Source organism: Schumannella sp. GW821-FHT10F01 (assembly GCF_058809295.1).
Genome location: NZ_JBXASM010000006.1, coordinates 193334 through 205348, shown reverse-complemented (window position 1 = coordinate 205348; position 12015 = coordinate 193334). Strand labels below are relative to the sequence as shown.

General features: G+C 71.7%; 9 protein-coding genes. 5 read left to right on the top strand and 4 right to left on the bottom strand.

Annotation, left to right across the window (positions count from 1 at the left end):
- The coding region (locus AC1RSJ_RS09385; protein WP_493118098.1) for a hypothetical protein at positions 1-351 on the bottom strand (351 nt) is incomplete at its 3' end.
- A gap of 115 nt (positions 352-466) precedes the next feature.
- Positions 467-1786 (bottom strand): MFS transporter, encoded by a 1320-nt coding sequence (locus AC1RSJ_RS09380; protein WP_493118097.1) that lies wholly within the window; start codon positions 1784-1786, stop codon positions 467-469.
- A gap of 290 nt (positions 1787-2076) precedes the next feature.
- Between AC1RSJ_RS09380 and ileS the strand changes: the two genes are divergently transcribed.
- The 4 genes from ileS to ndk are packed head-to-tail and all read left to right on the top strand — an operon-like array spanning position 2077 to position 7494.
- On the top strand, positions 2077-5307 hold the full coding sequence (ileS, locus tag AC1RSJ_RS09375) for an isoleucine--tRNA ligase (RefSeq protein ID WP_493118096.1): 3231 nt from the start codon (positions 2077-2079) through the stop codon (positions 5305-5307).
- Entirely contained in the window at positions 5304-6653 is a 1350-nt protein-coding gene (locus AC1RSJ_RS09370) for a bifunctional folylpolyglutamate synthase/dihydrofolate synthase (RefSeq protein ID WP_493118095.1), read from the top strand. The genes ileS and AC1RSJ_RS09370 overlap by 4 nt, the downstream gene beginning before the upstream one ends.
- Positions 6650-7081, top strand: coding sequence for a DUF4233 domain-containing protein (locus AC1RSJ_RS09365; protein ID WP_493118094.1), 432 nt, complete (start codon positions 6650-6652; stop codon positions 7079-7081). Before AC1RSJ_RS09370 ends, AC1RSJ_RS09365 begins: the two co-directional genes overlap by 4 nt.
- Positions 7078-7494, top strand: coding sequence for a nucleoside-diphosphate kinase (gene ndk / locus AC1RSJ_RS09360; RefSeq protein WP_493118093.1), 417 nt, complete (start codon positions 7078-7080; stop codon positions 7492-7494). Before AC1RSJ_RS09365 ends, ndk begins: the two co-directional genes overlap by 4 nt.
- Positions 7495-7552: 58 nt before the next feature.
- On the opposite strand, the gene AC1RSJ_RS09355 is transcribed toward ndk, so the two are convergent.
- Together AC1RSJ_RS09355 and AC1RSJ_RS09350 are read right to left on the bottom strand one after the other, a co-directional pair.
- Entirely contained in the window at positions 7553-8371 is an 819-nt protein-coding gene (locus tag AC1RSJ_RS09355; RefSeq protein ID WP_493118092.1) for a DsbA family protein, read from the bottom strand.
- A gap of 66 nt (positions 8372-8437) precedes the next feature.
- Positions 8438-9043, bottom strand: a complete 606-nt coding sequence (locus tag AC1RSJ_RS09350) for a vitamin K epoxide reductase family protein (RefSeq protein ID WP_493118091.1) — start codon at positions 9041-9043, stop codon at positions 8438-8440.
- A gap of 339 nt (positions 9044-9382) precedes the next feature.
- On the opposite strand from AC1RSJ_RS09350, the gene AC1RSJ_RS09345 reads away from it, so the two are divergent.
- Positions 9383-11911: an Rne/Rng family ribonuclease gene (locus AC1RSJ_RS09345; protein ID WP_493118090.1), complete on the top strand. Its 2529-nt coding sequence runs from the start codon at positions 9383-9385 to the stop codon at positions 11909-11911.
- Positions 11912-12015: the final 104 nt, after the last annotated feature.

Below are 12015 nucleotides of genomic sequence, written 5' to 3'. Positions count from 1 at the left end.
GGCCGCGCCCGCGGCACCGGCGCCCGCGGCGGCGCCGCCGAACACGGCCGTCGGCGCGTCGCTGCCCGTGGCATCGCTGCCCGGCTCGAGCCACGACAGCGGGTCGGCGGCGGGGGCCGAGGGCTGCACCTGGGTCGCGGCGGCGTCCATCGCCTGGGTCCGCTGGTCCCACGCCTCGTCCGACTGGTCCGGCTGGTCGCCGAACAGGCTGGTGAGGCCGTCGTCGTCGGTCTCGGCCGAGCCGTCCGAGCCGGCCCCGGCATCCGGGGCGTCCTCGGGCTTCACGGGCTCGGTGGGCGGCTGCTCGCGGCGTCCGGGCTGGAACCAGTCGGTGGGGTTGTCGTCGCTCATCGTCGCCCTCCCGCGGCGCGGCTCGCCGGCGCGGGATCTGGCGGAGTGCTCGGCCCGCGGCCGGACCGCGCCCCAGCCTAGGCGGGGGAGCGGCCCGGTCCGCTGAGCGGCACGGTCACACCTCGGTCACGGCTCCCGCGGGGCGGCGCCAGCGCGAAGCCAGCACGGCGCTGCCGAGCGTCACGACCGACAGCACGGCGAGCACGATGCCCGGGTGCCACCAGGCGTTGCCGGTGGCCGTGCCGAGGGCACCTGTGACGAGCGGCACGAAGCCGGAGATCGTCGCCGCGACCGCGTACGCGATGGAGAGCGCGCTGTACCGGATCGGGCCGCCGAACAGGTCGGCCATGAGCCCGCCGAGCCCCGCCCAGGCGAGCGTCGGCAGGATGCCGCCGATGATCATCGTGGCGACGAGCACCGGGAACGTGGCGATCTGCAGCAGCGCGTACATCGGGAACGCGATGAGCAGCGTGCCGGCGGCGCCGATCGCGACGACGCGGGCCGATCCGATCCGGTCCGCCCACGCGCCGAACAGCGGGATGGTGACGAGCTGCAGCGCGCTGCCGATGAGGGTGGCGAGCGAGAGCTGCTGGTAGTCGAACCCGAGCACGGTCACGCCGTAGTTCAGGGTGTAGGTGTTCATCAGCGCGTACGAGCCGATGCCGAGCAGCGCGGCGCCGATCGCGACGACGACGGCCACCGGGTGCTTCGTGAAGACGGAGAGCATCGGCAGGCGCTCGCGCTTGTCCTGCTGCACGATCTCCTTGAAGACGGGCGTCTCGTCGACGCGCCACCGCAGCCAGAGCGACACGAGCAGCAGCGGGAACGCGAGCAGGAACGGCAGACGCCAGCCCCACGCCGCGAGCTGCTCGTTCCCGAGCGTCTGCGCGCCGACGATCGTGAGCACCGCGACGAGCCCGGTGCCGATCGGCGAGCCGAGCTGGGGGAGGGCGGCGTAGAGGCCGTGCTTGCGCGGCGATGCGCTCTCGGTGGCGAGCAGGATGCCGCCGCCCCACTCCCCGCCGAGCGACAGGCCCTGGATGAGCCGCAGCACGATGAGCAGGATCGGCGCGGCGATGCCGATGGAGGCATACGACGGCAGCACGCCGATGAGGCCGGTCGCGACGCCCATGATCGTGATGGTCAGGATGAGCGTGCGGCGGCGTCCGATCCGGTCGCCGATGTTGCCGAACAGCAGTGCGCCGAGCGGGCGCACGATGTACGAGATGGCGAGCACGGCGAACGCCTCGAGCTGCGCCGTGGCGCGGTTGCCCTCCGGGAAGAAGACGCTCGCGCTGAAGAACGCGCTGAAGTAGGCGAAGACGTAGAAGTCGAAGCTCTCGAGGGAGCTGCCGACGAGGGCGGCCCACACGGCCCGGCGAGCCGGGCGGGGGTCGGTAGGGGCTGACGGGTTCTGGGTGTCGGTGGTTGGCACTTTGCCACCGCTCGTGATGGTCACGGGAAGTGGAGCCTACTGGCGCCCCCATCCATTCCCGTCGCCGCGTAAGATGACGGGCACAGGCGCCGATCCGGACATCACCGGGGAGCCCTCGGAAGAACGCGACGCGCGAGCGGCGCCACTAGACCCGAGCGGGACCAGCCCGTCATCGCTGAGGAACGAGTGGCCGCACCGTCTCGCACGGAGTCGGAGCGGCAACCGGGGTGGTACCGCGGCGCGAGCCGTCCCCGTGGGAGTGCGAATACGCCAGCACCACGGAGGACCAGATGAGCTACCCGCAGGGAGACGACCGCGAGCCGGTCGTGCCGAGCCCCGTCTTCCCGGAGATCGAGCGGGGCATCCTCGCGTTCTGGAAGGGCGACGACACCTTCCGCGCGTCCGTCGAGCAGCGCGAGGGCGCTCCGGAGTGGGTCTTCTACGACGGCCCGCCGTTCGCGAACGGCCTGCCCCACTACGGCCACCTGCTCACCGGCTACGCCAAGGATCTGTTCCCGCGCTTCCAGACGATGCGCGGCAAGCAGGTGCACCGTCGGTTCGGGTGGGACACCCACGGGCTGCCCGCCGAGCTCGAGACCATGAAGCAGCTCGGCATCACCACGAAGGCCGAGATCGAGGCGATGGGCCTCGACGTGTTCAACGCGCAGGCCAAGGCGAGCGTGCTGCGCTACACCTCCGAGTGGGAGGCCTACGTCACCCGCCAGGCGCGCTGGGTCGACTTCGAGAACGACTACAAGACGCTCGACACCACGTTCATGGAGAGCGTGCTCTGGGCGTTCAAGACCCTGCACGACAAGGGGCTCGCCTACGAGGGCTTCCGCGTGCTGCCGTACTGCTGGAACGACGAGACGCCGCTCTCGAACCACGAGCTGCGGATGGACGACGACGTCTACCAGCAGCGCCAGGACCAGTCGGTCACCGTGACGTTCCCGCTCGTCGGCGAGCGGGCCGAGGTGCTCGGGCTGACCGGCGTGCTCGCGCTGGCGTGGACGACGACCCCCTGGACGCTGCCGACCAACGTCGCGCTCGCCGTCGGCCCCGGGATCGGGTACGCGATCGTGCCCGCCGCGGACGGCGCGCACGAGTACCTGCTCGCCGCGGACACCGTGGCCGCCTACGCCAAGGAGCTCGGCTACGAGTCCGCCGACGAGGCCACCGCCGCGGTCACCCGCACGCTCCTCGGCGCGGAGCTCGACGGGGTGCACTACGACCGCCTCTGGGACTTCTACGCCGATGCGGCGTACGGCAACGAGAACGCCTGGCGCATCCTCGTCGCCGACTACGTCGCGACCGGCGAGGGCACCGGCATCGTGCACCAGGCGCCCGCCTACGGCGAGGACGACCAGCAGGTCTGCGCCGCCGCCGGCATCCCGGTGACGCTGTCGGTCGACGACGGCGGGCGGTTCCTGCCGAGCGTGCCGGAGGTGGCGGGCCTGCTGTGGTCGGACGCGAACAAGCCGCTGACGAACCTGCTGCGCGAGAGCGGCCGGCTGTTCCAGCAGAAGAGCTACGAGCACAGCTACCCGCACTGCTGGCGCTGCCGCCGGCCGCTCATCTACAAGGCGGTGTCGAGCTGGTTCGTGCGCGTCACCGAGTTCCGCGACCGCATGGTCGAGCTGAACCAGCAGATCGACTGGGTGCCCGAGAACGTTAAGGACGGGATCTTCGGCAAGTGGCTCGGCAACGCCCGCGACTGGTCGATCAGCCGCAACCGCTTCTTCGGCAGCCCGATCCCGGTCTGGAAGTCGGATGACGCCGCCTACCCCCGCGTCGACGTCTACGGCTCGCTGGAGGAGCTCGAGCGCGACTTCGGCATGCTGCCGCGCAACGCGGACGGCGAGGTCGACCTGCACCGCCCGTACGTGGACCAGCTGACGCGTCCGAACCCCGACGACCCGACCGGCGCCTCGACGATGCGCCGCATCGAGGACGTCTTCGACGTCTGGTTCGACTCCGGGTCGATGCCGTTCGCGCAGGTGCACTACCCGTTCGAGAACCGGGAGTGGTTCGACGGGCACAGCCCGGCCGACTTCATCGTGGAGTACATCGGCCAGACCCGCGGCTGGTTCTACATGATGCACGTGCTCTCGACCGCGCTGTTCGACCGCCCGGCGTTCTCGAGCGCCCTGAGCCACGGCATCGTGCTCGGCAACGACGGCTACAAGATGTCGAAGAGCCTGCGCAACTACCCCGACGTGAACGAGGTGCTCGACCGCGACGGCTCGGATGCCATGCGCTGGTTCCTGCTGTCGTCGTCCGTGATCCGCGGCGGCAACCTCGTCGTGACGGAGGACGGCATCCGCCAGGGCGTGCGGGAGTTCATGCTGCCGCTGTGGTCGACGTACTACTTCTTCACCCTCTACGCGAACAGCGCGGGCGGACCCGGAGAGGACGGCGCGGCGCCGGACGGCTATCGGGCCGTCTGGCGGACGGACTCGCCGCATGCGCTCGACCGCTACCTGCTCGCGAAGACCCGCGACCTGGTTCAGGAGGTCGGTGACCGCTTCGAGGCGCTCGACAGCCCGTCCGCTGCGATCGCGCTCCGCGACTTCGGCGACGTGCTGACGAACTGGTACGTGCGCCGCAGCCGCGACCGGTTCTGGGAGGGGCGTGATCGCGACGCGTTCGACACGCTCTACACGGTGCTCGAGACGCTCACCCGCGTCGCCGCGCCCATCCTGCCGCTCGTGTCCGAGCGCATCTGGAAGGGCCTGACCGGCGGCCGCAGCGTGCACCTCGAGGACTGGCCGGATGCCGCCGCCTTCCCGTCGGCCGACGACCTCGTCGCCGGCATGGACCGCGCCCGCGAGGTCGCCTCCGCCGGGCTCGCGCTGCGCAAGGCCCGCAAGCTGCGCGTGCGCCTGCCGCTCGCGCGGCTCACGGTCGTGGCGCCGGATCCCGCCGCGCTCGCCGACTCCGCGGACATCCTCCGCGACGAGCTCAACGTCAAGGAGGTGCTCGTCGAGCCGCTCCGCGACGGCAGCCTCGGATCGTACGGCGTCAGTCGGCGCCTGCAGGTCAACGCCCGCGCGCTCGGCCCGCGCATCGGCCGCGACGTGCAGCGCGTCATCCAGGCCGCGAAGGCCGGCGACTGGGCCGAGAACGCCGACGGCGTCGTCGCCGGCGGCGTGGGCCTCGAGCCGGGCGAGTTCGAGCTCGTGCTCGAGTCCGCCTCCGACGAGGTCGCGGTCGCGTTCCTCCAGGGCGGCGCGTTCCTCGTGCTCGACACCGCGCTCACGCCCGAGCTCGAGGCGGAGGGCGTCGCCCGCGACGTCGTCCGCGCCGTGCAGCAGGCGCGTCGCGACGCCGGTCTCGACGTGAGCGACCGCATCCGCCTCGCCCTCGGCGGCGACGACGACGTGGTGGCCGCCGTGGCGGCGCATCGCGCGCTGATCGAGGGCGAGACGCTCGCCACGCTGTCGGGCATCCCGACCGAGGGAGCGCCGAGCGCCCGGGTGGGGGAGAATCGCACCGTGACGATCGAGGTGGCGCGCGCGTGACCGATGCAGCAGAGCACCGCGCCGCGGTCGACGCGATCTGGGAGGAGCTGCTCGAGCGGCTCGCCGAGTCGAAGCCGCAGCCCCGGCTCGACGCCACCCGCCGCGCCGTCCAGCTGCTCGGCGACCCGCAGGCCGCCGCGCCGGTCGTGCAGATCGCGGGCACGAACGGCAAGACCTCGACGAGCCGGATGATCGAGTCGCTGCTGCGCGCGACCGGCCTCCGCACCGGCCTGCTCACCAGCCCGCACCTCGTGCGGGTGACCGAGCGGATCATGATCGACGGCGAGCCGATCAGCGACGAGGCCTTCGCGCGCAACTGGGAGGACATCCGTCCCTACCTCGCGATGGTCGACGCGGAGCTGGCCGGCAGCGGGGAGCCCGAGCTGTCGCTGTTCGAGGCGCTCACCGTGCTCGGCTTCGCGTGCTTCGCGGACGCCCCGGTCGACGTGATCGTGCTCGAGGTCGGCCTCGGCGGCGAGTGGGATGCGACGAACGTCGCCGACGCCCAGGTCGCCGTGTTCACGCCGATCGACCTCGACCACATGGCGCGGCTCGGCCGCACCGTCGAGGAGATCGCGCGCACGAAGTCCGGCATCATCAAGCCGTCCGCCTCGGTCGTGACCGCGATCCAGTCCATCGGCGCGCTCGACGAGCTGCGCGCCGCTGCCGCGCACAACGAGGCCTCGCTGGCCATCGAGCGCCAGGACTTCGCGCTCGAGTCGACGCGCGTCGCCGTCGGCGGCCAGCAGATCGACGTGCGTGGGCGGGCGGGCGAGTACCGCGAGCTGTTCCTGCCCCTCTACGGCGACCATCAGGCGCAGAACGCCACCGTCGCGATCGCGGCGGTGGAGACGTTCCTCGGCGACGGAACGCTGCCGCTCGACCCCGACGTCGTCGCGCAGGGGCTCGGCGAGGCCACCTCGCCCGGGCGCCTGCAGCTCATCGGCATCGACCCGACGATCCTCGTCGACGCGGCGCACAACCCGCACGGCGCTCGCGCGCTCGCCGCCGCCCTGACGGAGTACTTCGACTTCGACGAGCTCGCGATCGTGATCGGCGTGCTCTCCGACAAGGACGCGCACGGCATCATCGCCGAGCTCGCGCCGGTCGCGGCGCGCTTCCTGGTGACCCAGTCGACCTCCGACCGCGCTATCCCGGCCGACGAGCTCGACCACCTCGTGGCCGAGGAGGGCGTCGACCACGAGGCCTACGCCGACCTCTTCGACGCGCTGTCGACGGCCCGCGAGTGGGCTGCGGAGACGCCGCGCCGCGCCGTCGTGGTGACCGGCTCGATCACCCTCATCGGCGACGCCATGCAGCTCGCCGACGACGAGGGCTGGAAGTGACGGCTGCGGCCGCTCGGACCCGCCGTCCGCGCCGGCAGCGCGGCGCCGAGGAGTCGCTGCTCTCGGTCGTGCTCGTCACCGAGGCGGTGCTGCTGATCTTCGTCGCGCTCACCGCCAACGGCCTCCGAGCCCTGCCGACCGCCGTCGCGCTCGGCGGGGGAGCCGCGGCCATCGTCGTCGTGCTCGTCGCGAGCGCCCTCGTGCGCTGGCGCGCCGGCGTGCTGTTCGGCTGGGCCGTGCAGGTCGGCCTCGTGCTCTGCGGCCTCGTGCTGCCCGTGATGTGGGGCATCGGCGCCCTGTTCCTCGCGATCTGGATCTACTGCGCGCTGACCGGCCGCCGGCTCGACCGGCGCAACGCCGCGCTCGCCGGCATGGCATCCGACCCGTCCGAGTCCACCACCACCATCCCCGACCAAGGAGAGCAGTGAACGTCGAAGAGACCCTCGTCCTCGTCAAGCCCGACGGAGTCGCCCGCAACCTGACCGGCGAGATCCTGCGCCGCATCGAGGCGAAGGGCTACCAGATCGTCGATCTGCGCATGCTCGAGGCCGACCTCGACCTGCTCGCGAAGCACTACGAGGAGCACCAGGGCAAGCCGTTCTACGAGCCGCTCGTGGAGTTCATGATGTCCGGACCAGTCGTCGCCGTGCGCGTCGCCGGCAACCGCGTCATCGAGGGCTTCCGCTCGCTCGCCGGCACCACCGACCCGACCACGGCCGCTCCCGGCACCATCCGCGGCGACCTCGCCCGCGACCGCGGCCTCAAGGTGCAGCAGAACCTCGTGCACGGATCGGACTCGCCCGAGTCCGCCGCGCGCGAGCTCGCCCTCTGGTTCGTCTGAGCTCACGACGAGGGCCCCGGCGCATCGCGCCGGGGCCTTCGTCGTGTCGTGCGGGGGATCAGGCCTTCGCGGCGTTCTCCACGAACGTCGGGAAGTCGGTGCGGTCCCAGGTCTTGCCGTTGACGACGATCGTCGGGGTCGTGGTGATCTCCGAGCGCTGCGTCGACGCGGTGACCCACTTGCCGAAGCTCAGGCCGCGGATGCAGCCCTCGACCTTGTCGTTCGTGACGCCGGCCTTCTTCACGAGCGAGATCATCTTCGCGTCGGTGAGGCCGGGCCCCTGCTCGGTCGGCTGATTGTCGTAGAACTGCGTCTGCACGTCGAGGAAGTGGTCCGGGTCGTAGTTCGCGACGCAGGCGGCCACGTTCGCGGCGCGGGTCGAGTAGCGGTCGCTCGTGTAGTTCTGGTCGAGGATCGCGATCGGGTGGATCTCGAGCGTCGCGGCGCCGGACTTCACCAGGCCCTGCAGGTAGTCGGAGTACTGGCCCTCGAACGACTGGCAGGCGGGGCACGACCAGTCGATGTAGGTGACGATGTGGGCGACGCCGTCGCCGGTGGCCCACTCGGTGGCCTTGGGGCTCTCGCCCTTCTTCAGCGCCGCCGTGGTCGCGACCTCCGACTTGCCGCTCTGCTCGGCGTAGAGGATGCCGTCGCTGGCCATGTTCTTCGGCCCGCCCGGGAACGCTGCGGCCGGCTTGGGCTGCAGCGCGATGACGGCGATGATGGCGCCGACGATGACGAGCACGCCGAGGCTGACGAGCGTCGGGACGAGCACCCGGAGCGTCTTCTGGCGCTTCTCGCGCTTCTCGCGCGCGAGACGGGCCTGCTCGCGGGCCTCGTCGATGCGCTGCTTCTTGGTCTGCTTCGGCTGGGCCACGGGGAAAAACCTAGGGGACGTTCCGCGGCCGTCGCTGAAAGGTCGCCCGGAGAGTCGGGTGATGCGTCACCGGACGAGGTACTGGATGACTCCGAAGCGGGTCTGCGCCAGGACGGCGACGATCACGTACATCACGATGACGATGACGGGCGCCCAGCGGAGCAGGAACCGGCCCGCCGCGACGCCGCCCGCACCCCAGACGCCGCGCGACAGCGTCACCGCCGTGGTCGACACGAACAGCGGGTAGACGACCGCCCAGGTGAGCACGCACCAGAGGCAGATGGTGCCGAGGTTCGGCGCGTAGAAGCTCTGCGTCAGCAGGAAGATGCACAGGGCGAACGCGCCGAGCACGCCGATGTTGAACGCGCGCCAGAACCAGTTCGCGAACGAGGCGCCGGCGAGCAGGGCGACGCCGACCGCGATCGGCGCGACGAAGCCGCCGAGGCCGAGGAGCGGGTTCGGGAAGCCGAGCAGCTCGCCCTGCCATTCGCCCAGGTTCTTGCCGCAGGTGACGAACGGGCTGAGATCGCAGCTCAGCTCGGCGCCGGGTGTCTTCAGGACGATGAGCTTGTCGATCGTCAGGTTGATCGAGGCGAACCAGCCCAGGGCCCCGGTGAGGATGAGCAGCGCGGCGTAGATCCAGTGCGGACGGGCCGGGACGGTGTCGGTCACGTGCGCATCCTCGCATGACCCGCCCGGACGGAGCCGGAGGGCGGACGGGGGCGTCGGTGCGAGCCCCGACGTCGTCGCGGGGGTGGACGTGACATACTTTCCCTCAATCGCGCGGGCCGCGCCCGCCGATGCCAGAGAGCTTTTCCGGGCCGTCTCCCGACGCACCGGGCCACGAGTGCCGATCGCGCACCGTGTCGGATAGCCAGTTCCGAGCGCGGTGAGAGAGCGCAGGCCGATGACGGCCGCATTGATTTTTCGCAGGACGGACGCCCAGCGCGTCCGCATCGAGATACCCGGAACGGGTGGCGCGGCCCCCTCCGGACGAGGAGTGCACCAGCGATGGTGGAAGACGACAAGCCGAAGCGACGGGGAGTGTTCGGCTCGCGCCGGGTACGCCGCAACACGGGCGAGGCGGCGTTCGAGCCGCTGACCGCAGCGGACACGCCGGACGAGACCGCGACACCGGACGGGACCGCGACCGGGACGACAGCGTCCCCGGAGACCGCCGACGAGCGGATCGTGGCCGACGAGACCGTCGGCGAGCAGGCGACGGCCGAGGAGCCGGCCCCCGCCGCGCCCGCGCCCGTCGAGGAGGTGCCCGTCGCCGAGGTGCCCGTCGAGGAGGTGCCCGTCGTGATCGAGGAGGTCGCCGTGGCGGATGAGGCCGCGACCGTCGCCGAGGCGCAGCCCGGCAACCGCACGGTCGCCCTGCTGTTCCAGGCTCCCGACCTGCCGACGTTCGTGCCCCAGGAGCCCCGCGCCGGCGGACAGCCGCCGCAGCGTCCGGAGCCGGAGGCCGACCAGCCGTCCGCGGCCTCCCGCCGCCGCAACCGCCGCCGTGCCGGCGACGAGTCGCCGCGCGACGGCGACGACGCGCCCGGTGTGACCACGCGGGTCCGCCAGCCCCGCCAGCAGGCGCCGCTCATCACCGAGCCGCAGCGCGTCAAGGGCTCCACCCGGCTCGAGGCCAAGAAGCAGCGCCGCCGCGACGGGCGCGACGCCGGACGCCGCCGCACCGTCGTCACCGAGGCCGAGTTCCTCGCGCGCCGCGAGAGCGTCGACCGGGCGATGGTGGTGCGCGAGGCGCACAACCGCATCCAGATCGGCGTGCTCGAGGACGGCGTGCTCGTGGAGCACTACGTCGCCCGCGCGCAGGACGCCAGCCTCATCGGCAACGTCTACCTCGGCAAGGTGCAGAACGTGCTGCCGAGCATGGAGGCCGCCTTCGTCGACATCGGCCGAGGCCGCAACGCCGTGCTCTACGCCGGCGAGGTCGACTGGGACGCGGTGAACGCCGACTCGGAGACCAAGAACCAGGCCCGCCGCATCGAGCTCGCGCTCAAGCCCGGCGACCGCGTGCTCGTGCAGGTCACGAAGGACCCGGTCGGCCACAAGGGCGCCCGCCTCACCAGCCAGGTCAGCCTGCCCGGCCGCTACCTCGTGTACGTGCCGAACGGCTCGATGAACGGCATCAGCCGCAAGCTGCCCGACACGGAGCGCGCGCGCCTGAAGAAGATCCTCAAGGAGGTGCTCCCGGACGACGCGGGCGTGATCGTGCGCACCGCGGCCGAGGGCGCCACGGAGGAGCAGCTCACGCTCGACGTGCAGCGGCTCACCAGCCAGTGGGCGGAGATCGAGCGCGCCGTCGAGCTCGGCCACGCGCCGACCCTGCTCCACAGCGAGCCGGACCTGCTCATCAAGATCATCCGCGACGTCTTCAACGAGGACTTCCACAAGCTCGTGATCTCCGGCGCCGACGCGCGCCAGACCATCGAGCGCTACCTCGGCGCGGTCGCCCCCGACCTCGTCGAGCGCGTGGAGACCTACGACGACGCGAAGGACGTGTTCGACGCGTACCGCGTCTCCGAGCAGATCGAGAAGGCGCTCGAGCGCAAGGTGTGGCTGCCCTCGGGCGGCTCGCTCGTGATCGACCGCACCGAGGCGATGACCGTCGTCGACGTCAACACGGGCAAGTTCGTCGGCTCCGGCGGCAACCTCGAGGAGACCGTCACGAAGAACAACCTCGAGGCGGCCGAGGAGATCGTGCGCCAGCTGCGGCTGCGTGACATCGGCGGCATCATCGTCGTCGACTTCATCGACATGGTGCTCGAGTCCAACCGCGACCTCGTGCTGCGGCGCCTCATCGAGTGCCTCTCCCGCGACCGCACGAAGCACCAGGTGGCCGAGGTCACCTCGCTCGGCCTCGTGCAGATGACCCGCAAGAAGCTCGGCCTCGGCCTGCTCGAGTCGTTCAGCGAGGCCTGCGAGGTCTGCGCCGGCCGCGGCGTGATCGTGCATCACGACCCCGTCATGCGCCACCGCGGTGGACAGAACGGCGGCGGCCAGAACGGCGGCGGCAACGGCGGTCAGAACGGCGGCGGCAACGGCGGTGGACGCGACTCCGGCGGCGAGCAGGGCGGTCGCGGACGACGCGGACGCGGCGGCAATGCCGGCGGCGGCAACGGCAACGGCGCGCCCAGCCAGCCCACCACCACGGGCGCAGGCTCGAACGGCACCCACGCGATCACCGACGATGTGCGCGACGCACTGTCGCGCATCGCCAAGAGCACCGTGCCGGTGACGGCGGAGGCCGAGGCGGGTGCGCCGGTCGAGGCAGCCGCCGCGCCGGCGTCCGTCGAGCAGGTCGTCGAGAAGGTGGCCGACGCCACCGTCGAGATCCTCGACATCCCGATCGAGCGCGGACGCCGTCCCCGCCGGGCGCGCATCAGCACGCACGACGCCGAGCAGATCCTCGACTCGGTGCTCGACGCGCTGCCGGAGCCGAAGCAGCCCGGTCAGGGCCGCACGCGCGGCTCGCGCCGGGTGTCGACGGGCGCGAACGTGACGCCGGAGGCCTCGGAGGGCTGAGCGCCCCCGACCCCGGATCGCTGAGCCAGTCGAAGCGCCGACGGATTCGGATCGCTGAGCCTGTCGAAGCGCCGAAGGATTCGGATCGCTGAGCCTGTCGAAGC

Bases quoted from the DNA above. Each gene is read 5' to 3' on its own strand.
- ileS (WP_493118096.1), top strand. From the start codon at position 2,077: ATGAGCTACCCGCAGGGAGACGACCGCGAGCCGGTCGTGCCGAGCCCC.
- AC1RSJ_RS09345 (WP_493118090.1), top strand. From the start codon at position 9,383: ATGGTGGAAGACGACAAGCCGAAGCGACGGGGAGTGTTCGGCTCGCGC.